This is a genomic window from Anditalea andensis (assembly GCF_000714815.1).
In the GTDB taxonomy this organism is placed as follows: domain Bacteria; phylum Bacteroidota; class Bacteroidia; order Cytophagales; family Cyclobacteriaceae; genus Anditalea; species Anditalea andensis.
The window spans coordinates 495872-521585 of the sequence record NZ_JMIH01000016.1 but is presented as its reverse complement, the minus strand read 5'-3'; the positions used below and the strand labels follow the sequence as shown (position 1 = coordinate 521585).

Annotated in this window: 15 protein-coding genes; 7 read left to right on the top strand and 8 right to left on the bottom strand. The window is 43.8% G+C overall.

The annotated features are described in order from the left end of the window. Positions 1-511: 511 nt before the first annotated feature. The 6 genes from EL17_RS10405 to EL17_RS10380 all read left to right on the top strand — a co-directional run bounded on the left by EL17_RS10405 (position 512) and on the right by EL17_RS10380 (position 6085). Positions 512-1249 carry a helix-turn-helix domain-containing protein gene (locus EL17_RS10405; RefSeq protein ID WP_035073556.1) on the top strand — a complete coding sequence of 246 codons (738 nt, stop codon included), beginning with the start codon at positions 512-514 and terminating at the stop codon, positions 1247-1249. A 236-nt stretch (positions 1250-1485) separates the two neighbouring features. Next, positions 1486-2427: an NADP-dependent oxidoreductase gene (locus EL17_RS10400; protein ID WP_035073378.1), complete on the top strand. Its 942-nt coding sequence runs from the start codon at positions 1486-1488 to the stop codon at positions 2425-2427. Between the two features lie 51 nt (positions 2428-2478). Beyond that, a complete protein-coding gene (locus EL17_RS10395) occupies positions 2479-3231 on the top strand; it encodes a pirin family protein (RefSeq protein ID WP_035073376.1) in 753 nt (250 codons plus the stop codon). A gap of 105 nt (positions 3232-3336) precedes the next feature. After that, positions 3337-3867, top strand: coding sequence for an SRPBCC family protein (locus EL17_RS10390; protein ID WP_035073374.1), 531 nt, complete (start codon positions 3337-3339; stop codon positions 3865-3867). 92 nt (positions 3868-3959) lie between these two features. After that, positions 3960-4856 carry an NmrA family NAD(P)-binding protein gene (locus EL17_RS10385; protein WP_035073372.1) on the top strand — a complete coding sequence of 299 codons (897 nt, stop codon included), beginning with the start codon at positions 3960-3962 and terminating at the stop codon, positions 4854-4856. A gap of 146 nt (positions 4857-5002) precedes the next feature. Beyond that, positions 5003-6085: an alkene reductase gene (locus EL17_RS10380; RefSeq protein WP_035073370.1), complete on the top strand. Its 1083-nt coding sequence runs from the start codon at positions 5003-5005 to the stop codon at positions 6083-6085. A gap of 425 nt (positions 6086-6510) precedes the next feature. Here EL17_RS10380 and EL17_RS10375 read toward each other — a convergent pair whose 3' ends face one another. From EL17_RS10375 to EL17_RS10355, 5 genes are all read right to left on the bottom strand, one after another. After that, complete coding sequence (locus EL17_RS10375) at positions 6511-8097, bottom strand: amidohydrolase (RefSeq protein ID WP_035073553.1); 1587 nt, start codon at positions 8095-8097, stop codon at positions 6511-6513. Positions 8098-8108: 11 nt separating this feature from the next. Then, positions 8109-10625, bottom strand: a complete 2517-nt coding sequence (locus tag EL17_RS10370) for a zinc-dependent metalloprotease (RefSeq protein WP_449371675.1) — start codon at positions 10623-10625, stop codon at positions 8109-8111. A gap of 14 nt (positions 10626-10639) precedes the next feature. Continuing rightward, a complete protein-coding gene (locus tag EL17_RS10365) occupies positions 10640-12079 on the bottom strand; it encodes a RagB/SusD family nutrient uptake outer membrane protein (protein ID WP_035073368.1) in 1440 nt (479 codons plus the stop codon). A 22-nt stretch (positions 12080-12101) separates the two neighbouring features. After that, positions 12102-15362, bottom strand: a complete 3261-nt coding sequence (locus EL17_RS10360) for a SusC/RagA family TonB-linked outer membrane protein (RefSeq protein ID WP_084166178.1) — start codon at positions 15360-15362, stop codon at positions 12102-12104. A gap of 764 nt (positions 15363-16126) precedes the next feature. Then, positions 16127-17188 (bottom strand): LacI family DNA-binding transcriptional regulator, encoded by a 1062-nt coding sequence (locus tag EL17_RS10355; protein WP_035073366.1) that lies wholly within the window; start codon positions 17186-17188, stop codon positions 16127-16129. Positions 17189-17864: 676 nt separating this feature from the next. Between EL17_RS10355 and EL17_RS10350 the strand changes: the two genes are divergently transcribed. After that, complete coding sequence (locus EL17_RS10350; protein WP_051719928.1) at positions 17865-20225, top strand: beta-N-acetylhexosaminidase; 2361 nt, start codon at positions 17865-17867, stop codon at positions 20223-20225. 271 nt (positions 20226-20496) lie between these two features. Here the strand turns inward: EL17_RS10350 and EL17_RS10345 are convergent, their stop codons facing one another. The 3 genes from EL17_RS10345 to EL17_RS10335 all read right to left on the bottom strand — a co-directional run bounded on the left by EL17_RS10345 (position 20497) and on the right by EL17_RS10335 (position 25646). After that, positions 20497-21495, bottom strand: a complete 999-nt coding sequence (locus EL17_RS10345; RefSeq protein ID WP_240485969.1) for a sialidase family protein — start codon at positions 21493-21495, stop codon at positions 20497-20499. 163 nt (positions 21496-21658) lie between these two features. After that, positions 21659-23125, bottom strand: coding sequence for an alpha-L-fucosidase (locus EL17_RS10340; protein WP_084166177.1), 1467 nt, complete (start codon positions 23123-23125; stop codon positions 21659-21661). Between the two features lie 55 nt (positions 23126-23180). Next, entirely contained in the window at positions 23181-25646 is a 2466-nt protein-coding gene (locus tag EL17_RS10335) for a carboxylesterase family protein (RefSeq protein WP_035073361.1), read from the bottom strand. Positions 25647-25714: the final 68 nt, after the last annotated feature.

The following is a 25714-nucleotide window of genomic DNA, read 5'->3' as shown; positions in this document are numbered from 1 at the left end:
TCAATAGCCATGGGTAGCCACCCATGGAAAACAGGGATTCGTCATCCCCACGACCCTAAAGGGGCCGAACTTACTAAGATTTCTCAGCTCCCTCCGGTCGGTAGAAAAGATGCTGTATAGGCGTTTACGTTTCACCTACCGTATCTTCCATACGCCGTCACCGCGAACCCTTACCCCTGACCCTAAAAGGGTCAAACCCATCAATAGCCATGGGTAGCCACCCATGGAAAACAGGGATTCGTCATCCCCACGACCCTAAAGGGGTCGAACTTACCATACGCCGTCACGTCGATCGGAACGAAGTGAAGCAGAACGGTCTCCCGTGCGGATCCTCCATACGACGTCTTCTCGAAATCCATATCCATGACCCTAAATGGGTCAAACTGAACCATTCCGACCAGAATGACAATTTATAAGCCTTCCCTGCCGATTTTACCATATCATAAATGGCTGTATTAATCAGTATATATTTGTAATTTCGGGCATAATGGTACCACCAAATGAGAGACATATGAAAAGGCAATACAGCAACCCGTTCATCCTTGCCCTGAAAGCCCGTAATCTAACGGTGGAAATCCATCGGCATGCCGCATATCAAATCGTCTTGTCAAACGACACCCCATTCGACTCAACGATCAATGGGCTGCTCTTTGAGCGTATTCATGGCTTCCTCATAAAACCTCATGTGCCCCATTTTTGCGTAGCAGAAAAAGGCACGCTGAATGTGTTAAACATAGAGCCTTACTCTAATATAGGTTTAGAACTTTCCTGTAGATTTACTGAAAATCAGGATTATATAATATTTAATTCCCCATCTGAAACAAATTTGTTTTTTCAAACCCCAAAAGACAGTTTGGATGTTATCCAAATAATGGATACTCTCCTCTCTAAACTGCCTTCAATCGAATATGATGATAGGGTTACCAGGATAGTAGCATACATCAGGGCCAATTATTTTGAGCAGCATATCACTCCACAAACATTTGCTGATTTAGTTTTTCTTTCCCCGTCCCGTTTGGCCTCGCTTTTTAAAAAACAAACAGGAAGTAGTCTTTCTAAATATTTACTTTGGACACGCTTACGCCAGGCAATCTATCTTATACTTTCGGACAAAAACAGAAGTCTTACAGATATAGCCTACGACACAGGATTTTATGATCTCCCCCAGTTCAATAAGTACATGTACGAAATGTTTGGAATGCCACCTAAAGCATTGAAACATAATAGTGATCTGATAGAAGTGTACTAACCTTTTTTTCTGCAGTTGTCATATTAAACATGCCTTTTTCAAGGTTCCTTTATCTACAGTGGTTTACTCCCCGACACCAAAGGACATACCAGGACTTTTAAACTTTATTTTTTTCTGTTCCAAAGCGATCCTCCTTTTATAACACAGCCTTCCTGATCATTACAGTGATCTGATACAAGTTTGCCGGTCCACTTGTGCGCAACTTTGTGATATCATAAACAATAAACAATAATATCATGAAAGCAATAGTGTATAAGAAATTCGGAGATTCAGATGTTTTGCAACTTGTAGAACAACCAATACCTACGCTTAAAGCAGATCAGGTACTTGTCAGAGTAAAAGCGTTTTCAATCAATCCTATGGATTGGAAGATTAGGAAAGGAGAAATGACCTTGATGTCGGGTTCAGCGTTTCCAAAACACACGGGCACGGATTTTTCCGGGACTGTGGAAGCAACCGGCTCTTCGGTCAATGGCTTAAAAAAAGGCGATAAAGTTTTTGGAGTGGTAAAAAACATGATGAAAGAAGGGGCATCGGCCGAATATGTGGCGGTGACATCTTCATTAGTCTGGAAAAAACCTGAAAATATCAGCTATCCTCAAGCGGCTTCTATTCCCGTAGTGGGAACGGCCGCTGTTACGGCATTGGAAAAAATGGGGGATATCACCTCCCAAAAGATTTTAATAATAGGCGCTTCAGGTGGTTTCGGCATGTTCTTACTTCAATTACTGAAACAAAGGGGGGCTAAAGTCACCGCTGTCACCAGTAGTCAGGGTGCTGAATACGCAAAAAAATGGGGCGCCCACTCGGTGATAGATTACACTAAAACAAACGTGCTTTCAAATAACGCCCTATATGACACCGTCATCGATTTATCCGGCAAAATAGGATATGATAAAGCTAAACAGATAATGAAGGCAAAAGCCCTATACCTGAATCCTACACCAAAGCCGATCGAGATCCCCATGTCACTTTTAAAGAACCTTCTGAGGTCCAAAAAACACAGGGTCATACTTTCAAATCCATCTACAAAATACACCGATGTTTTGCTGGGGGCCGTAAAGAATGGCTTGCTGATAGAAGTCAATAAAGTGTTTCAGTTTGATCAGTTCAGGGAAGCCTACCAATATGCTGAGCATGGGGGATACTCCGGAAAAGTAGTGATTCAAATGACCTAATGCTGCTCCAAGTTTTCTTTGTTGCCCTTCACCTTTACAATAATCAGAACAATGTTAACAAAAATAGACAATACCATAAAATATGGTAAGCAGCATGGCGGTTTTGGGATACAAATATTATATCCTGGACTGGTCCGTCCTGAGAAGCAAGATACGGGACTATACACCATAGGTAGAATAGACCATGCACGGATCACCCCCGGGACACTTATTCCGATGCATCCACACAGGAATGATGAAATCATCACCTACCTGAGAACAGGCAATGTGAAACATCTTGACGCTACAAACAAAACCGACATAATCTCAAACCAAAGATTAATGGTAATGAATGCAGGGGGCAGCTTTTTTCATGAAGAGAGGGTATTAGCGGAAGGTGGTGTTTTGGAAGGACTACAAATATTCATCAGGCCAGATACTGCCGATCTTCCGCCCCAGGTTCAGTTCTTTCAGTTGACTGAAATTTACAGTACCAACTTATGGAGAAAGATAGCAGGTAAGGGGGATGGTTTCCCGCTTCAGTTACGAAGCCATACCTGGGTGATGGATCTGCGATTGGAAAAGGGGGAAGTAATACTCCTGCCAGATGCACCGTCTGAAAATTGCGCCTTCCTGTTCTATGTTTTCGTCGGAAAAATTACCGTCAATGATGCAATGCCTCTTGCCTCTGGAGAAAGTGTACTGATGGAGAATGAAGAACCAAAATTCCGTGCCGATGAAACAAGTGATATAGTACTGTTCATGACACAGCCAAATTCGGAGCATTTTGACAAAGGGATGTATAGTGGCAACCTGCATCTTTAAATAACCTTGGTCGCCATCAGAACAGTGATCTGATACAAGTTTAATGCTCCCATTGCACGCACCTTTGTAAAGTAATCAAATGACTATAACTAAATCACGCTAAACATGACATCCAGTAAAAAAACAAGAAATCAAAAGAGAAATCCTGAAATCACGATTGCGGTGACCATCAACTCGCAAATTGAAAACGCTTTCAATTATATAGCTCCCATCAACCTAATGCACATCTTTCGAGGAAATGCCATGATCCCGGCAATCATTGATACCAGTGTGAAACAGGGATGGAACCAAGCCGGACTGCAAAGAACTGTTTACTTTGGAGATGGGTCCACCTCTCGGGAAACCCTTCTTACAGTAGATTCACCGACTTCATTTTCTTACAAAAACGAACATTTTACTTCAAAGATCCTCTCATCCCTCCTTAAACGACTCGAAGGCGAATGGCTGTTCATAGATCTGGAAAACGGCAGCACAAAAATAGAATGGACTTATAGAACCATCCCTACAAATTTTTTTGCCAGGCTGTTTGTAAAATTAGTCCTTATAAAAGCAGTGCATGCTATGCTTAGGGATGCAATGGAAATCATCAGGCATGACCTGGAGACTGGAGAATTAGAAGCAGGGACCACCTGGTAACCTCCATTTTGAACAGTGGTCGGGTACAACTTTTAATTTTTCAAACACATCATCTTGACATAAAAACAATCTAACATTTAAAAATCATCAATATGAAAAAGAAAATTGTAATACTGGGTGCCACAGGAACGGTGGGCAGTAAAATATCAAAAATCCTATTAAATGAAGGACATGAGGTAACCTTGATAGCCAGAAATATAGAAAAGCTGGAAGAAGATCGCCACCTGGGTGCAAAAATAATCGCAGGGGATATCACTGATGTGGTTATGCTGACCGCTGCCTTCAAAGATGCTGATAGTGCTTTTATAATTCTTCCGGACAATGTAAAGGCTGAAAATACCAGAACTTACCAAAGACAGGTAACTGGCAATCTGATTGAAGCCATTAAAGGTTCCGGCATCCCATACATAGTCAATATGAGTAGCATTGGATCGCATATGCATGAAGGAAATGGCATCATGGGCGGTACCGGTGAGCAGGAAGTAAGGTTAAACCAATTGACGGATGTGAATGTACTCCATTTACGTTCCGCCTACTTTATGGATAATTTTTTAAGGACAATAGGGCTGGTGAAGAAGATGGGTTTTAACGGAACGGTTGCAGACGGAGACCATCCGATACCAATGGTATCCACTCAGGATGTAGCAAAAATCGCAGCGGGGCATTTGGCCAACCTTGACTTTAACGGTAAAAGCGTCCAGGCGGTGATGGGACCGAAAGACTACACTTATAGAGAGTTTACAGGTATAATCGGTAAGGCTATAGCCAGCCCAGACTTGCCTTATAGGCAATTGCCCGTGGAGCAGGTAAAGCAAACCTTCTTAGGCAACGGGTTTTCTGAAGATTTTGTCGATAACCTGATTGAAATGGGAACGGCCATCAAATCCGGCTTCATGAATTATCAAAAAAGGGATAAGGCTACTACCACGCCTACCACAGCGGAAGATTTCGTAAGTCAAGTTTATCTTCCTCTCTACCATAGGCACTAAGGGGCCAGCACCGGCTTTGTCTCTGGAAACATCAAGCATAAGATCATAGCATTATCAATCTATTTAATCAGTGATTGGGTACAAATCCATCATTGGCTATATGGTCATCTTTGTATCATTTCAATTACAATCAAATTATAACACCCATGAAATTATTAGAAAAGAATCAGTTGGCAGGTCTAACTTTAAAAAACAAAATGGCAATGTCTGCCATGACCAGAAGCCGTGCAAACGAAAAAGGTGAAGTAGGGGATATGACCGTTCTATACTATACTCAAAGAGTTAGCGCTGGACTCATATTTACTGAAGCCATCAGGATTAGTGAAGAGGCAACCGGCAGCCCACTAACACCTGGCATTTACACCAGTGAGCAGATAGAGGCATGGAAAAAAGTTACCAAATCTGTACACGATCAGGGAGGGCTGATCATTGCCCAGCTTTGGCACACAGGCCGTGTAGGGCACTCGGTCGACAGAAGCGGTAAATTACCACTTGCACCATCCCCACTTCCCATACAGGGAATGCAACATTTTACCTCACAGGGCATGAAAGCCTATGAAACGCCACAGGAAATGACCATTGCCGAAATAAAGCAAACCATAAAGGATTATGGACAAGCAGCCAAAAATGCCCTGTCAGCTGGTTTTGACGGTGTAGAGCTTCATGCGGCAAACGGTTATTTACCAAGTCAGTTTCTGGCAGAAAGTTCGAATCAAAGATCAGATGAGTATGGCCGAAGTATTCCCAATAAAGTCCGTTTCGTGGTGGAGGTAATGCAGGAATTGATCAGTGCAGTGGGAGGTGATAAAGTAGGAATCAAACTTTCACCTTTTCACCCTTATGGGGACATGATTTTGGATAATCCTGTTAGTACCTACACGTACCTGGTAGAGGAACTCAATAAATTAGACTTTGCCTATGTGGAATTAATGAAGCGCAGCCCGTACTTCCCTTCGCCTGCTCACTACCCTGCCGATGATGAAATAGAATTGTTTGGCAGCATGATACAGCAAACGGTTATCGCAAATGCAGGATATGACAAAGTTGCTGCCGAAGCAGAACTGGAGAAAGGCATAGCTGGGCTTATCTCATTCGGTACGCTGTTTCTGGCTAATCCCGATTTACCTAAACGGTTTGAAAAAGATGCCGCGCTAAATGAACCAGACAGGGCATCGATGTTTGGCGGGGGAGAGCAAGGTTATATTGACTATCCATTTTTAATAGATTAAATTAAGTATAAAATGGAAATATCTTCAGAATCTTAATTGTATTGGCGGTAGTTCATCCACCTCGCACCAAGGTAAAGTTGCAAACTACCGCCAATCCCATCCTTCTTCCTCTCCATCTGCCATCCCCTAGGACCTCCATACGCCTTCCTCTCGAAATCCATATCCATGACCCTAAAAGGGTCAAACCCATCAATAGCCATGGGTAGCGACCCATGGAAAACAGGGATTCGTCTTCCCCACGACCCCTAAAGGGGTCGAACTTACTTATTGTCTCCTCTATACGCCGCCCTCTTGAGGCCCTATTTTAATAAATACACAAAATACTGTATGGTGGTCCGAAGTGCGTATGTAGGATAGCTTTCTGCAAATGACGGTAATGATAGGCGGCGTGTACCTGATTCCTTTACCCCGTTGATTCATGGATATTACTCAAGGGTAGGATAGGTTACCCCCAATTGTTCGAGATACGTACCATATTTGCTGGGCTCATAATAGAATTTTTCTAAAGCAGGCCTATACTGGTCCATAGGCAACTTGTTTAAAAATACAGCAGGCCGATCTGTTTCTGCCATAATTGGGGCATACTTTATGAATTTGGTCTGTTCTTCCTTAAAATATGTCCAGGCATCCTTGAGTATCTGCGGGTCCAGTAAAAGGTCCAGCACAGTCAGAGCCTCCACTTTGGCTCCTGCAGTTACGCCTTTGTGTGCTATAGGGGTGGCCATGGTCACCGCATTGGTCCAATGATGGCCCGGTAGATCCGGTGCATTGGCAGGATAACGCAGTACGACAGTCGGTATGTTCCAGGATACATCACCTATGTCATCGCTGGCCCCGCCCATAGAAAATTCAGATGGTCCTTTTAATTCTGTCAGTTCTGTAGGCAGCCCCGTCTGGTTGTCCCCCTTTTCAGGATTGATCACTTTTTGCACTGCTTTTGCCAACTGCTGATCTTCATCAGTCCATTCCGGTAGACCAACTCGTTGAATGTTCCTATACGTAGCCTCTGCTATGGCCTTATTAAAATGCCCAGGCCAGGCACTTCCTAATACTTGATGGGACATAGTGGTGTTACTCATCTGAGCTGCTCCCTCACCAATCCGTATAGCGTCCTCATATAGTTGATGGATTTTTTCATAGTTTCTTTCTCTGAAGAAATACCATACAGAAGCCCTTCCCGGCACCACATTGGGCTGGTCACCTCCGTCAGTGATGACATAATGAGATCTTTGGGTAGGTTCTAGATGTTCTCTGTGAAAATTCCATGCGGTGTTCATCAATTCTACACCGTCTAAAGCGCTTTTACCTTTCCATGAGCTAGCCGCATGGGCCGTCTCACCTTCAAAATCAAATTGGACGGATACCAGACCATTGTTTCCAGAATCTCCCCAGGAGACACCCATATTACTGCTGACATGCGAAAAGATACAGGCATCCGCCTCTTTAAATATCCCACTTCGTACCAGATAGGCTTTACCGGCCAATTGCTCTTCGGCAATTCCCGGCCAGATCATCAAAGTGCCGGTTATATGCTCGGACTCCATTATTTTTTTAAGGGCAAGTGCAGCAGTGATACTTAATGGAACTCCAGAGTTATGTCCTTCCCCGTGCCCAGGTGCATTTTTCACCAAAGGTTTATGGTAGGCTACACCTGGGGTTTGATTGGTATTGGGAAGGCCATCAATATCCGAACCTATAGCGATAAAAGGTTTTCCTGAACCCCATTTGGCAGTCCAGGCGGTGGGCATATCCGCCACACCTCTTTCGATCTCAAAACCGTTCATCTCTAAGATACCTGTCAAATACTTGGATGTTTCCACCTCTTGAAAACCGAGTTCAGAAAAGCTGAACACCATGTCTACCATCTCTTGGGTCAGCTTTTGCTGCCGGTTAATTTCTTCTATAAGCTGTGCTTTTAAGCTAGCCACTTTTCTGGAACTGTATTGCCCAAAAACATTGTCTGGGGCAAGCAGAATAAACCCTGCCAATATTATGAATATCTTATTTGCCATATTAATAAGCATTAAAAATGAAATGGAAGCTCATCATGGTTGCAGGCCGGCTCCAGCCAGCTTTGATCCATCTGTCCAATAGGCGCACCCTCAGGTGATGGGAGGGGAGTTAGTATATTTACCGTTTCTTCAGGATGCTTCTCATATCCCTCAATCAATGATAGGCAGTAATAGTTATGTGCCTTCTGCCCATTGGACACCGATGTAGGGCTGTCGGCAATATAACCTTGGAGTTCCTTGATCTTAAACATGGCAGTAGCCCTCGCCTGTGAAGAAGCGCTTTTGTCCACTGACAATAAAATCAAGTGCTGCAAAACCAATTTATCGACTACCCTTTTGATTTCGCCTTCATATCCGGGAAACTCAGGGGATTTCCAGGTTGCTGAAATCAATTGGTCAATCACATGCTCCAAACTTGGTAGATCAGGGTCCATTGCGCTTTGGGCTACCAATCTGGAAGCCCTTTCCGGATGCATCAAAAAACCTAAAGTAAGGTGCGCTGCTATTTCTGGAGGGCTTAAGGGATCAAAGACAAGTCCTGTGGTCCTGCTGAATACTTCCCTGGGATTAGCTCCGTAACCGTAAGGTCGTGGGGGGATAATGTCTAAAATGTTAGGTGGTAGCGCCAATGCTTCCGGTTTCAAAGTGGCCAGTACAGATTTGAGGGCCTTTTTTTGTTCTTCAGCGGATACCGATGCAAAAGGTATGTCTTTTTCACCCCTCAAAATATAGGCATAATCCACCCCGGCGATTAGTTTGGTAGCGGCCTCTACCTGATAGCGGTGAAACATATACATGGGTACCAGGACTTCTTCCAATGTAGCCAAAGGCTGTCCTTCCCGGATTTTCCTTTCTGAAAAACCGTCCAACACTATTTTTCTTATTTTCATCGTTTTGTCCAATTCATCCACCGCATTTCCACCATTGTCCCATAGGTGGTTCTCAGGATGTGCACTGCCCACGGGCCTGGCATCTTGATCAGACAGGAACATCTGGCCCTCACGCTGGTATGCTTTTACCAGTTTATCTATCTCCTCCAGCTCATCAGATCCATCTGGGAAATTGCTATAGGCCATATTGATGGCAATTTTGTCCCAAGTACCGATGCCCTCTTGATAAGAATCGGATATATCGATAGTATTTTGGGAAGTCAGGTGTACGGTAGGGTGGGGGTAGTCCATTACAGAAGCCCGGCCCCTGGTACTGGCAATGTAGTTATGTGGCAATCCCAATGTATGGCCCACTTCATGGGCCGCCAGTTGCCTCATTCTGGCCATGGCAAGATCCATCATCGCTTTATCGTCCGGTTTTCCCGATGCATAATCCGCGATTAAACCTTGGGCCAGGAGATAATCCTGTCGGACCCGTAATGAACCTAAAGTCACTTTACCTTTGATGATCTCCCCGGTACGGGGATCGGTGATGCCACCGCCATAAGACCAACCTCTGGTAGACCTATGTACCCACTGTACCAGATGGTAACGGATGTCCATAGGGTCGGCATCTTCAGGGAGTAGTTTTACTTCAAAGGCATTTAGGAAGCCGGCCGCTTCGAATGCCTCTGCCCACCATCGTGTACCCTCCATCAGGGCAGTTCTTATTGGTTCAGGTGTGCCCGGATCCACATAATAGATAATAGGAGCTACTACCTCACTAGGCGCTGGGCCGGGATTTTTTTTCTCTAACCTATGTCTCCTTATATAGCGTTTTTCTATAGGTTGGTCCACGGGGCTGGCATAGTCAAAGAAACTGACCGAATTGATCCCTGCGCGGGGATCAAACAGCCTGGGCTCATATCCATCGTCAGGTAACTCGACAAAGGAATGGTGCATTCTCAATGTAATGGCATTGGTGGAGGGGACTACTGCCCTCAAATAGCCGCCGGCCTGCTCACCTGTCAAGGTTATGGTAGCTTCTATTTCCGTGTTTTTTGGAAAACTTTTGGTTCTGGGAAGGTAAATGGCAGATCTGCTTGGGTCCAGTTTATAATTGCCCTGTTTGGTCCGTGAGATGGCAGCTGAGGCACCGGCCGCATCCTGCAGTAAAAAGGAAGTGGCATCCACTAAAACTGCTTTACCTCCACCTGCTGCTATTTCAAAACCCCAATGTATCGATTTGGCAAAGGATTCTTCCACAGCTTGTTTTTCCAAAGCATTATCAGTTAATGCCCTATAGCTGTAGTTTTGTTCTGTCATCATGAGCTTGTTGCCCGATCGTTCAAATTTTACAACCTTTGCCGGCGAAATCCTGCCCCGGTCCAGGCCAATATCATTGGAGCCCAGCCCGGAAGCCAAAGAAGCATAATACAGTATTTCGGTATCCAATTTATCTATTTCCAGCCAGATCTTCCCTTTGCCTTCATCCCAGTACAGGGTTAGGAATCCAGGCATTTTTTTCATCCCGGAAGTAAAGCTATTGATGGAGGCTTGATCCGGTGGGGACGGTTTGGTTTGGGCTATTGTTTCTATTGTCAATAGAAACAAAACAAACATCATTGATATTAATTTATTGAGTGATTGTATATTCATCATAGATCGGTCTATCATAATAGGCTGTTGGTTATAATTTCTGAATTGGGCATAGGGAATATATATTCCTCTTGGCCGGGTGTTACAGCAGGAGCTATTAAACTACTGCTGCCCTTTGATGGTATGGTCATGCCCCTTCGCAACAGATCATTGGACCTGAAACCTTCTCCTATCAGTTCAATTCTCCTTTCTTTTAAAATGGTTTCGATGAGGGTATCTTGGGTAGATACTGCATAGTCGGGAAATATAAAATCAGGGTCAGACCGGTGCCTGACTTCATCAAGTAGGCTTCGTGAAGCACCCAAGTTGCCGGTTTCTGCCAAAGCTTCAGCATAGTTTAACAAGACCTCAGCATATCGGATGACAGGCACAAAGTCAAGAAAAGGGGCAGGTTTGGCATATTTGGTCAGGTAATTTAAACCCCCGGAAACCCTGAAAAGCCCTCGTCTATTATCATGGGCAGGCCATAAGGGATCTGCGAAAATCCCTTGCGGATTGAGGTAATATTCTGCACTGACATTATATATAAAGCCTAACGAATTCTGACCAGTGGAGCTGCTCAATTCTGTCATCGGCATGGAAAAGATGGATTCTGTAGAGGTATAATTTGTCCTGAAGATTTCCATAATATCATTAAGACCATGTGCCACACCTGAAGGCGCAACAAATGGAGAAGAGGCAGTGACGATTTTTGAAGCCTCTTCTATGACTTTTTCATAATTCCCCATAGTTAAATAAACCCTTGTTTTCAGTGCAATAGCTGTATTTTGATGAGCCCTGGTGGTATTGAGCAAGGGGGTAGCATAGGAGAGCGGAAGCCCTTCTTCTGCTTCATCTAGATCTTTGAGGATTTGCGCATATACTTCGGCGACTGTGCTTCGTGCCAGATCATTGTTGGCAGTGGTCTTTTCTGCCCGAAGGCGTAAGGGTAACCCGGGGGACGCACCGTCATCTTCTTGATAAGGCCTACTATATAGGGTAATCATACTGAAGTAGGATAAGGCGCGAACGAATTTGGCTTCCGCTAAATACTGCTCCGCCAGCACAGCATCTACTTTATCCTTATTAGCTTCCAGACCTTCAAGAAAAAGGTTGGTCTGATTTATAGTAGTATAGGCATCTGCCCAAAGCAACTGTACTTCGTTGGAACTGGAATTGATGTTATGGCTCCAGGTATCATATCCTGTAAAAATATTGTTGGTTCTGTTTATAAAATCTTCACCTCTGAAATCCCCGTACATGACATACCTGCCGCCATAAAAATAGCCGGCTTTAAGTCCATTGTAAAAACCATTTACTAGGCCAAGGATACGTTCAGGATTATCATAAATATTGTTTTCGGTCAGGTTCAGTTGTGGTTCGGGAAATAAGAGTTCATCTTCCATGCAGGAGGATGCTATCAAGGTTAACCCTAACATCCAGATAGAAATTGATTTATATATGGTATTGCTCATTGTTTCTTATGTTTGAAGTTGATCAAAATCCGATATTTAAGCCCAGTGTAAATGTCCGTCCCTGTGGAACTGAGTTCTTTTCTACCCCGGGTGTGGTATTGGAGTTGCCATTGGATGATATTTCCGGATCAGTGCCGGTATATCTGGTAAGGACAAAGGCATTAAAGACCTGAGAATATACCCTGACAGAAGAAAGTCCAAGTCTGCGTAAGGCAGTTTCAGGCAATCTATATCCAATGGAGGCTGTCTGTAAACGTATGAAGTCGCCTTTTTCGGCATTGGCAGAGATAGGCCATGAGGAGCCGTTGGAAAGCAGGTCACCGAACACTACTCTGGGCATATCAGTGATGTCTCCCGGGCTGGTCCACCTGTTCAATACCTCTACTGAATTGTTCCAAAACCGCTGGTCCCTCCAGGTACCCTGTGATCCATTCATGATATAATTACCACCGGAATAAGTAAACATGACACTCATGTCAAAATTTCCAAATGTAAAATGCTGATCAATTCCGCCATAATATTTAGGAAGCGTATTTCCTAGGAGGTAAAAGTCTCCGGCAGTTATGGCGGCTGCAGGTGATCCGTCCAGATAAGTCCATCTGCTTTGCCCGGCAGGCACCACATGGCTATATTGGACGCGTTCCCCTGCCGCATTTACAAATACCCTTTGCCCATTTTCAGGATTTACACCTTCTGTAAGCGCACCGAATAAGCTTCCTACAGAATGACCCACCCTGGTGATATTGGTGGTTTCAGCTGAAGAACTGGTGGTGCCTATGATGTCACTTCCTGCCAATGCAGTGACCCTGTTTTTCATATTCGTATAATTAATAGTGGCACTCCACGAAAACTTACCAGTATTGATCAGATTGGCAAGTAATGACACCTCTATACCTTTATTATACATGGAACCCACGTTACCTAAAATCGAATTGCCGGGAATGCCTTTGGAGGGTGATTGGGGAACATCTAATATCAATCCGTTTACATTATTGTGAAAATAGGTCAAATCCAGTTGGAACCGATCATTGAACAGCCCTATATCCGCCCCGATATTGGTCTGCTCACTGGTTTCCCAACCCAGATCCGGATTGCCTGCCTGACTAAATCTCCATGTGGGAGCATTGCCATATAGTGAAGCGTCATACATGACCAGGGAGCCAAATGCATTGGTTAAATTTCCATTGCCGACTACACCCCAGCTGCCTCTTAATTTTATACTGCTTAAGTAATTGGAGACGCCTGAGTTGATATAAAAATGCTCATCCGATAACGACCAACCAAAAGATGCCCCGCCAAAATTTCCGTACTTCCTCTCTTGTCCAAGGGCGGAGTTGCCATCTCTTCTGAAATTCATCGTGAAGAAATATCTTTTATTATAATCATAGGTCAGGCGTGTAAATTGAGAGAGGTATGAAAATTCATTTATAAAATTTCCAGTTGGGACAATAGCTCCGAAATTACCCTGATAATCGTTGAAAAATACGTCAGAACCTAAACTCCTTTGTGCCCCCCAGGAGGAATTATCAAATTTCTGAATGTCATATCCAAGTAATAAAGATACGTTATGGCTTTCGTTAAAGGTCCGCTGGTAGCTGGCTGTACTCACCCAGTTCCAGTTATATCTCAAAGCATTTACATTGATGGCCAATCCCTGAGAGGCAAACCCTGGACCGTGTACCGGTGAATTGTAAGTTATGTTCTCGGTTCTTAATTTGTCAATGGAGTAGGTCGTGGTAAATGATAAACCTTCTATCGGTGTAGCCGCCAAACTTAAGTTGCTGATAATTCGATCATTTTCGGAATCGTATTGATTTAAGTCAAGCATCGGTACCGGATTATAGAAATTACTGACCACTTGATTGTTGCCCATGCCCATATTATTGGTTGGGGTGATATTGTAAGAGCCGTCGGGATTATATGGACTGACATTAGGCGCGGTCAACCAGGCCAATCGCGCAGATCCGATCAGGCCAAAAGCATTTCCTTGCAATGAACCCGTGGCAGGAGAGGAATTAAGACTGTTATTGTAGTTTACATTTCCAGAAAATCTTAGCCAGTTATTTAGTTTATGGTCCAAATTAAAACGTACCGCTTTTCGCTCAAAGGTGTTGGTTTTGAGTATTCCTTCTTGATTACTATAGTTAGCAGAGAAGAAATAGGTAGTAGTTTCAGATCCTCCGGATACACTCAGGTTATGGTTTTGTGATGTTCCGGTCTGATATACATGATCATACCAATTGGTATCTACCAAGGTGCCGTCGGCATTAAAAGAAGGGAAGAATAGTTCAGCAGCGACGTTTTCGTTAAATTCATTTCCCCCTAAGATTTTGGCATTCAGGACAGCTTCATTTTTAATCATCATAAACTGTTCAGCATTGAGCATGGTGGGAAGTCTTACTGCGTTGGTAGCACCGCCCCATACATCATAGGTTACCTTTGGTTTTCCTTTTATGCCTCTTTTGGTGGTAATCAAAAGCACACCCGCAGCGGCCCTTGAACCATAAATAGAGGTGGAGGCAGCGTCTTTTAGAATATCAATAGATTCTATATCGGCGGGATTGATATCGCCAAGTGGATTGTTGGCCACATTAGAATTACCCGAAACGTCCCCAGTGTTGATCGGAATACCATCTACTACTATAAGTGGATAGGAACTCAAGGAAATGGAATTGATCCCTCTTACCCGTATGACAGGAGCATTGTTGAGCACACCATTCGGTTGGGAAATATTGACTCCCGTAGCTCTTCCAGCTAGTCCCTGGTCAAAACTTTGGACCGAAAGATCCCTTAATTTATCTCCGTCTACTGAAGAAGCAGATCCTGTAAATTCTTTTTTAGTCTGTGTACCGTAACCCACTACAATTACTTCCTGTAATAAACCATCTGGGGTTAATGTAATGGTAAGAAATGATTGATTCCCGACAGGTACTTCTTTGGGTTTAAATCCTAAGTAGCTAATCCTTAAAGTAGAACCTTCCGGTATATCCATTTCAAAACTTCCATCCAAATCAGTTACTACCCCTTTTGTGCTGCCAACTAACATTACTGAGGCCCCGATTAATGGCTCACCTGAATCTTCATCTATTATCTTTCCTTTGATGAGGTAATCGGGAAGTTGCACAGAGGCAATTCCAGAATTGGAGGTTTTATTATTATTCTTGGTATGTCTGCCAGGTATTGCTGCTTCGAGACCGGGACTTATAAGGGTTACGAAAAAGAAAATTCCACACAGAGTCATTCTTTGTACTGCTTTTAGTACAAATTGTAAGTATTTTTTCATAAATTTACTTTGTTTATTTAAACGATAGTGAATCAGGGAAATCTTGGGGCCGAATCCAGGGTTTCCCTATTTTTTTAACATGCTCTCCTCATATATTAGAATGATTATAGGTTAAATGATTATGGATAAACCTGAAAGGTTTGATCTTGGGTTATCCATATAAATTATTATTTGGTCCAAGCTTATAAGTTTGATGTATAAAACTAAAATTGTACAGCTGTCCAACAGAATATTACTCAGCTTAAATATAAACTATAATTTTTACTTTTTCCTAAATTTAAATAAAAATCGGTTTATTTTTAAACCTATTTTTTAAAAAAAATGATAATTTATTACATATATGGTATAAATATAAGCCTCTTATTGAAAATTAATTAATTCTTTAAGTCAGAAATAATATGCCTATTTCTGTTTTATTATGATAGTGTTGTATCATTTTCAATGGTTATATTTATATATGAAGTAGATATAAGGAAGAAAGGATATAAAGGAAGCGTTACGTTTTTTTAGACGGCTGCTTACTATCCTTTATTACCAGCCGATGTGGTAAATTTTATCAGCTACGACTAGTATAGCTATTACTCCAGCTGTTTGGCATTACAGATTCCGGCGGACTAGCATCTTCATCATATTCCTGAGAGATCCGATGTTGGCGTTGGCAAATGATTATAAGAAAATTTGATGCATCCTGAAACCATTCACAGGCTAGGTTTGTGGAGGTTTGTTATCGTAGTAAAAAATACTGTTCAACATCCTTCATAATTCTAATAGATCTTCAAAATATAATTTAGATAGGAATTAACGTTCTGCGGGGTGATGATTTCCAATGGAAACAAAACTTCTGATGGGGGGACCTTTTTAAGCAGCAGGTGGTTAGCCAGATAATTGATGCCCAAATAGGCCTGCCGCCTCGGGTTCTGATGGATTAAAAAATCAATCGTGCCTGTTTTGAGGTAGGCAATATTGTTTTCTAGGAGGTCGTATCCCACCAGTTTGATGCCTTTTCTGCCGCTTTTTTCGAGCAATGCCGCTATCATGGATATGCCTTTACTGGTAGTGACCAATATTCCATTTAGATCTGGGTCAGCAAGAAGTTCTGTGATGCCATCTTCCTGGGAACTGCTCAGGCTTAGGGATTTGACTAGGATCCTGCCAGGATGATTTTCTTCGAAATAAGCCCTGAATCCTTTTTCTTTCTCAATCAAGTGTACCGAATTCTGTATTTCTTCATGTATGTGCAGTACCGCAAATGTACCATATCCCTGATGGCCCAGGCTGGCCAGTTCCCCGCCCACCTTACCACTTTCATATAAGTTCTGCCCGATAAAACTGATAGCCCGGACTTCCGGGATATTGGTGTTGAAGAGTACATAAGGGACGGATTTGTTCTTGAAAAATGCCAGAAAGGGGAGGGTTTCCTGATAAAATATAGGGGAAACCAAAATGCCATCAGGCTGTGCCTGGTATACCGCCTCTGCTACCTGATTGAATGACCGCTTATCGGACAAATCAAAAAAGTAATAGGCAATTTGAAAATCATATTGGGCCCATTCTGATGCCGCCTGCTCCACACCTTCTTTAGACTGTAGCCAGTATTCATCAGATTCAGCATTGGGGATAAGCACGGCTATCTGGTGCTTTTTTTTTGTGCCCAGGGTTCGTGCCAGCAGGTTGGGTTCGTAATTAATCTTCTCCAGCGCATCCTGCACCTTTTTCATGGCTACCTCCGACACTTTACCTCTCTCATGCAGGACCCTATCTACCGTACCGACGGATACACCTGCCAGTTTGGCTATATCCTTAATTCTATTTTTACTGTTACTCATGGGTTTTGTTATCTGTAACAAACGGTAGTGTATTTATTACCGACGTTAAAAAGATGTAATATAATCAGAAAACTGATGCGAAATAAGGTAATTATTGGCTGTTTTTCAAAAGTAGTCAATATCGATTATCACTTTTAAAGGACACTTGGACACTATCCATATTTTCCTTTAATTTTGGAAAGTGGAAGAATATATATAGGCGGAGGTTTTTCTATTGGGCTACCCTGCATTTCTGGTATCGCATCCCGGAAAGTGGGTAGGGAACCGGTCGTTTCCTCTTACTGGACACTTATTCCATAGATCGTCCATATTGATGATGGATGGTAAAGCTGGGAGGGGTGCAAGGGAGGAAAAACAGGCCTGGACCTGACCTCTACTTTAGCAGATAGCTAAAAAGGATGCTGATATATCGCGCATATGCACTTTGGGCTTTCTCCTAGTACTGAAGGATACAATGAAAAAGGGTCTTTTAATGAGGTCAAATATTATGTAAGTGTATCTTTCTTTTTTAAATATAATAGTGACATATTTGTCTATGTGCGCGGGCACAATTAAATATTAATTAGCAACATCTTTGAGGAAAGTGCCATACAGGCAATAAAATATGGCTGGTCAGGTTTGAGTGCCTGTCGTCCGATTGGTGTGAAAAATAATGTAAACATAATGTGAAAGATTCATGATCTATAAAACAAAAATTTTTTCCCCAGCCTTTTTTGTATTCAGCAGTATCTGCTGCTGTCTGCTTTTTTTTCAGGCCTGTACACCTGCAAAAATGCCTGAACCTTTGGTATCATTGATTCCAAAACCAACGAACCTAAACCTTCACGAAGGACATTTTACCCTTAACAAGGATACCAAAATTATCGTGGACCCTGACGAAGAAGGTCTGTACAAAATCGCCGGAATGCTGGCGATCGATATAGAAACCCAAGGGGGGATCTTGCCTGAGGTCATACAGGGAAAACCTCAGGGGACCGATCTAAACTATATTCATTTAACCCTCAGCAGTCCTGTGGATACCCTTGCAAATGAAGGATATTACTTAAAGGTAAGTGGGGAGACCATCATTTTGGCTGCAAATGATCCCCAAGGGATGTTTTGGGGCAGCCAAACCATCCGTCAACTGCTGCCCGCTCAGCCAACGAAAGTGCCTTTGCAGATCGCAGCCCTGGAAATACTGGATAAACCGCGCTATAGCTGGAGGGGCATGCACCTGGATGTAGGGCGGCATTTTTATCCGGTATCTTTTATAAAAAAATACCTTGACTACATGGCCATGCACAAAATGAATACTTTTCACTGGCACCTCACGGAGGATCAGGGCTGGCGCATCGAAATTAAAAAATATCCCAAATTGACCGAAATAGGATCACGACGGGAACAGACCCTGGTAGGGCATGCCGGAAGCCAACCTTACGTGTTTGATGAACAGCCCTATGGAGGTTATTACTCCCAGGAAGAAATCAGAGAGATCGTGCAATATGCCCAGGATCGATACATCACAGTGGTACCAGAAATAGAAATGCCCGGACATTCCCTGGCTGCTCTGGCAGCTTACCCTGAACTCTCCTGTACAGGAGGTCCTTTCAAAGTAGCAGGGACCTGGGGGGTTTTTGAAGATGTATACTGTGCCGGAAATGAAGCCACTTTTACATTTTTGGAAGATGTATTGACAGAGGTAATGGATTTGTTCCCTGGGGCATACGTTCACATCGGCGGTGATGAGTCCCCCAAAGCGCGCTGGGAAAAATGTCCAAAATGCCAGGCCCGCATCAAAGAAGAAGGGCTCAAAGATGAGCATGAGCTACAAAGTTATTTTATCCAACGTATGGAGAAATTTCTCAATGCGCATGATAAAAAGATCATTGGCTGGGACGAGATCCTGGAAGGCGGACTGGCACCCAATGCTGCAGTCATGTCATGGAGAGGCATGGAAGGGGGCATAGCTGCAGCTGAAGCGCTACATGATGTCGTAATGACACCAGGATCCCATGTTTACTTTGACCACTATCAAGGCGAACCCAGTCTTGAACCTCTGGCATTTGGCGGCTATACGCCCTTACATAAGGTGTATGCTTTCGAACCTACACCAGAGACCTTATCAAAGGAACAGCAAAGGTTTATATTAGGCGCCCAGGCCAATGTATGGTCTGAATACATTCCTACTACGGAACAGGTGGAGTATATGATCATGCCACGGATGTCTGCCCTTGCAGAGGTCCTTTGGACACCTGCTGCCGACAGAAACTGGGAGGATTTTATGTACCGCATGCAGCAGCAATACCGACGTTTTGATGCCATGGGTGTCAATTATTCCAAGAGTGCATTTCAGGTTAGGCATGATATAAAAGTGGACAGTGTACATAAGGAGGCCACTGTTACTTTCAAAAGTGATGCAGCTGGAGTGGACATACGTTATTCGCTGGATGGTTCAGCACCTACTCCGGCATCCAGGCTTTATACCGTCCCTTTTACACTTTCCGAATCGGCGATTATCAAAGCGGCGACTTTCCAAAACGACGAGCTGATGGGACAGGTGACAGAGCGTACGGTGGATATACACCAGGCTTTTGGCGCACCGGTCACCCTGAGCCATCCTCCGCATGCGAATTATACAGGAAGCAACGGATCCGGTACCTTAGTTAACGGACTGGCCGGGTCTACCACTCATACCGATGGCGCCTGGCTGGGGTTTCTGGGGGTGGACCTGGAGGCTGTGATTGACCTCCAGTCAGTAAAAGAGCTGTCAGCTATTCGTACTTCTTTCCTTCAGCAGCCGGGCGCCCACATTTTCCTGCCGGCTGCAGTCGAGTATGCCGTATCAGAGGACGGAACAATATTTAATACCATCGACTCCCCGTCTCTGTCTGATGCACCTGCTCAAGGCACCTTGATTCAAAAATATGAGGCCACATTCCCGGCCACTAAAGCGCAGTTTATCAGGGTTAGGGCCGCTAATGTAAATGCACTTCCCTGGGATAAAGAACAAAGGAAAAGAAGTACATGGCTCTTTGTGGATGAGATGGTGGTAGAATGAGGCAGGGCTTAAAAACAAGCTATGAAGAGCACTTAAAATGTTATCGCTTTGGATAATGACATTCATTTACAATTATCCTGTCAGCTTGAAAAAATTAGCTGCTACGGAAGCTCTGGACCTAGAAAATATATAATATGCCTATTCGGGTTGAGGCCTTGGAAGAGTCCCTTGTCGCTAATCAGCCCGGGTTTTTTACCTCCGGTAGAAGTCAATAAGGATTAAAAATATTACAAATAAAATATTCATAACAGTTTGGCCATATCCCTATCGACTAAAGGGGCCATTTTCCATCCTTAATTTCTTTTAAGACTAGAAGGTCTATGTCTGTAATATTCAAGCCAACATGTTTTATCTTTTCTCTATTCCAGGTATAGGTAATGTGGACGGTCCCGTCTTTTGCCTGAATGACAGCCGGGTAAGAAAATTCACCAGGCTGGTCTTCCAGCACCACCAATGCCCGCCAGTTAAGGCCGTCCTGAGAAACGGCCACATTTAAGGGAGACCTTAAACCTCCCCATAAGTCTTCGCTTTTGACGGCATGGTTATATACCAAAAGCTGCCATCCGTTGTTTAAGGTCACAGCATCTGTCCCTGAATTTGGGTTGGGCAAACTTGTTTGGGCGAGCCGTTCCCAGCGCTTCCCCATGTCCTTGGACCAGCTGCTGACCAGATAGCCTTCTTTGCTTCTTGCCAACATTTGTAAGCGTCCATCCTCATACTGTAATATACTTGGTTGAATAGCACTTAAGCCTTTGTCTTCCGGTAGGTGAACTATTTGCCAGGTTTTACCTAAATCTTCACTCAGCTCAAAATGGACCTTCCATCCGTCATGTTCTGTACTGGAAGGGTTTATTAAAGTGCCATTGGACAATAATTCAGGTTTGTTTTTTATAGGCCCAAAAACACCTTCAGGTAAACGGGAGGGTTCAGACCAAGTCAGTCCGTGATCATGGGAGCTGATGACCATTCCCCACCATTTCTGAGGTTCAGGACCTACCTTATAATATAAAAATAAAAGCCCATCAGGCGCCTGGAATAAAACAGGGTTCCAGACGGGGAACCTTTTGTCCGGGTGTTGTAGGCCGTTTGCAACGGAGATGGGTGCAGTCCATAAACCATCAATTTTTCTGCTTATCCAGATCTCTACGTCTTCATGGCCCTCATGCGTACCGCCAAACCAGGTAGCGATCAGCCCTTCTGGAGTTTCAGCAATGGAGGAAGCATGGGCGCTGGGAAAAGTGGCCTCATTATATATGTATTCCTGTATCATAATCGGATTATTAGCCTTAATTATAAAGTTTTTTGGCAAATATGCACTTATAGAAAGTGCTGATACAATTACTAAAATTCCAGCTAAGGCTTTATATAATTTTTTAGGCATAGTGATGCAGGGTTATAAGTGAATAGTAGCGCAGTTATAAATGGGTTAAGAACTATGCAGGCCTATAGCTCATGGATATGGCAGGGGCGGCAGCATGTTTCTTTCTGAAAGAAGGTGGTAATCTTACCAGAACCTTTCCATCTTTTTTGACCCACTTCAGCTGTTCGCCTGTGGCCAACACCTTGACAGAGCTTCCTATTTCGGGTTCGTTACCGGTCCAGGTAATGTGAGAAGGTAATGCTTTGCTCTTTTCCAAGCGGGTAATGGCATTGATATCCCCGTTTTTGTTTTGGGTAAAAAAGGTCTCTCCATCCCGGTAATGTGTGGCAGGGCGGGTAGCGTATAAGGCTGCTCCATTTCCTTTCATCCATGCACCTATTTCATTTAACCTGATTAGTTCACGTTCGCCTATGGTCCCATCGGGTTTGGGGCCTATTCCCAATACCATGCTTCCACCTTTAGCTACAATTTCTATGAGCATATGAATGATTTCTTCCGGTTCTTTCATTTTATCATCGGGCACATGACCCCAGTTGTTGCCTAAAGGAATGCAGCTTTCCCAAGGGTGGTCAAGCTTATCATCTGGTATGCTTCTTTCAGGTGTCTGATAATTTTCATATGGACCATGAACGGTTCTGTCTACTATAAGTAAACCTGGCTGCTTTTCTCGTGCTTTTGCTGCTATGGTAGGGATATCGATGTCCTGGCTCCATTCAGGAATAGGGGCTCCCCAGGACAATACTTCCTCATTGACAGTGTTCAGAGGTCTTACCCAGCCTCCGTCCAGCCATAGAATGTCCACCTCTCCATATCCGGACATCAACTCGTTGATTTGGTTATGGGTAAATTGTTTAAAGCTGTTCCAGCGCTCGGGATATTTGCGCAGGTCATAATTATTGTTACGGTTTGGAGTGGCGTATTTGGGCCACCAGTAATCTTCAGAATGCCAGTCCGGTTTGGAATAATAGGCCCCGATCATAAAATCCTTTTGACGGAAAGCCTCGAAAATATGTTTGGACACATCGGCCTTTGGATGATCTGAAAAAGGTCCTGCTGTAATTTTAAAGTCAGATTCATCGGTATCAAACATGGCAAAACCGTCATGATGCTTGGTGGTGAAGATCAAGTATTTCATACCTGCATCCTGGGCAGTTTGCGCCCATATTTCTGGATTGAACTGATGGGGAGCAAACTCTTCTTTCAGTCCCCAATACCATTCCTTATAGGCAGGGTAGTCCAGTGAGTCCGGTCTGCTGATCCAATCTTCCGAACATAACTGCCATGATTCAATGATACCCGGAACCGCATAGAGGCCCCAGTGGATGATGATTCCAAACTTAAGGTCCTGCCATTGATCCAGTTTTTCTAATACCAATGGGTCTTCGGGCCACTGGTAAGTGGTGGACCGCTGATGAATGTTATCCTTCTGGGCAAATGATGGGAGGGTGCTGTACACCAGGATCATAACCAATAATAAAGTCCGGCATGATATGATGGTTTTATACGTTGTTTTAGTCATTAGATGCTGTTGTTTATATCATTTTTCATGAACTGGATATAATGAAGGTACGTCTTTACAAAGAGGAATGTGCCGCGAGGTTTTTCTTGTCAATCTTCCATTCATTGTTATAGAAACCCGTACTTTTAATGCTCTTATAGCCGTTGATCAGCATATCCGCTGAGAAAATGGTAAAGTCTGGATACCCGCTTCCAGCTGCAAAATACTGATTAGACACTGTAGCTTTCATTCCAGTTATACCGGATCCTGAGATGACGGCTATGGAAGCCACTTCACTGTCAGCTCTGGGCCACATGAAATAGGCGCCGATATCAGTGCCATTATAGACCTGATCTCCCACGGTAATGAGCCCTTTTTTCACCTGTATGGGACTGTCGGCCAAGAGTTGTTTCCAAGCTAGGTTGGTCTGGGCATTGCCATAAATGACCACGCCCCTGTCGGGATATTTGGATGGTTTAAAATCTTTATCGGCTATTAAATCCACCGCGCCATTGCCCCGGTAATACCAGACCTGAGCATCATAGGCTGCCTTTTGATAGGCCCAGGCATTTTCTTCCTGATCACCCTTTGTACCGTATACAAATACCATCCGGTTATTGAAGGGTTCTTTAAAGGTGCCATTTCTGAGCTTTCCCTTATGATGAGTGTCGGGTGCGGTGCCTAAAGACCATTGGCCTGCATGGTGTAAATAGACGAAACGATGATTAGGATCTACCACTATATCCATCGCTTCCTGATCATCGAGAAGTACCTGGATCGTATCGCCCTCCTTAAAATTGTGTAGGGAAAGGCGCAAAACTGCTACATTTTCCGTACTTCCTTTGATCGTTTTATGGCTCATATCCCGGTCAAGAAGTATTTTGCTCATTTTTAAAGACTTCTCCTGCTGGTGGATTTGTGCCCAGTAATGACTGGATGATACAGCCGGATTGGCAGTAGTAAAATTTAAGTGGTGCACGCTGCTGTCATGCGGAATGCTATGATGGCTGAAAAAGTCAAAGATGGGAGGCCAGTCTACACTTTCATCCCCAAACCAATGGGAACCTCCGGGATACTCATAGTAGCTGAAGTCTGTATGAAAAGTGCTGAGTTCCTGACGCATTTGTCTGGCATAGTCTACCGGCACCACCCTGTCGCTATCCCCATGGTGAATGTAAATGCCCAGAGAGCTATAATTTCTGATCAACGAAAGTACATTGCTCCCATTTCCAGCCTGTAAAAGGAGGTTATTGGTCTCTGATGTACCTGGATCTGGAATTTTTCCATCTGCTGATCCGTAAGCCAGCAGACTTGGGTATCCGGCGCATGGGGCAATGGCAGCCCATTTTTCCGGGTAGGTAGCACCTAAAAACCAAGTACCATGTCCTCCCATAGAATGGCCGGTCAGGTATATTTTTTGCGGATCTGGCTTATAGTGCCCTTTGGCTATCTCTAGGACTTCCAGAGCATCTATTCTTCCCCATTCTTCCCAGTTAAACCCTCTAGGTCTCCTGTTGGTAGGTGCAACGATCACTCCCCAGTCTTTAGGCTTATAGGCCCTGGCCTGGCTGATGGCCTCGACTTCAGCCCCATGTACTGATAAAAATAAGGCACTATTTACCTGTGAGCCCCCTGTCTGGGGTACTACACTATAATACTGAACACTGCCGTCAATTTCACTTATAAATGTTCTACTATGTGGTTCATCCGGATGAAGGGCCTGAATGCTGACCGTACTTTCGGCTATCGGTTTGCCCCTATCTATAAGCTGCAATAGGCAAGAGATGGAATCTTTTTTGGTTATAGTGCCTGCATCAAAATGAAAAGCAACTTTTCGGGTCGCCATTGCCGGGACGGAAGCCATTTCTGTAGTAATGGTTTTGCTGTTAATGGTACTGCTGATGGATAGTCCTTTTAAAGGCTGGTCAGTTGAATTGATTATTACAATGGCACCGGTGAGCGTCCCTTGATGCTCACCTACCAGAATGTGGGGTAGGGTCGCATCAGCAGTATAGATGCTGATAGGGTTTTCAGGAAAGACGAGTTTGGCAGTAAGGCCGTTCCATCTGGTAAAGCGGGATGCTCTGACCAGAATTTCATTCCGGCCTTTTTTCAGCTGTACGGGAGAATGGAGCCACCCATATTTATAAATATCACCGGCATATGGAATGCCGTTAAAAAACAACATGCTATGACCTGCTACATTTAGTAAGGCCGATTGCTCTTTGTCTGAATCATAGTATAAATAGATATAGCCTTCAGATATTCCATCGCCCCTAAAGGTATGGGTGGAATCGGCATTTACCGCTTTCCATGGTAAACTTTCACCGGATTGGGTTTTGAAAGTGGCATCTGCTGATGTCGGGGCTATAAAATCCCCAGTGAACAACTGATAGGCAAGCTCATCTTTGATTAAGGCTTCCCTGCCATAGCTTACTTCCGCATCCAGAATCAAGCCTGTGGTAAACTGATGGGGCTTTTGTGCTAAAAGCGGGGAGGAGAAACAAAAAAGCAGTAAGAAAACGGGCAGTATATAGTTCATTTTTAGCTGGTTTAAAAGTAAATCGCCTCATATATTATGATGAAATCAAATCGGTTATCCTCCTTTTT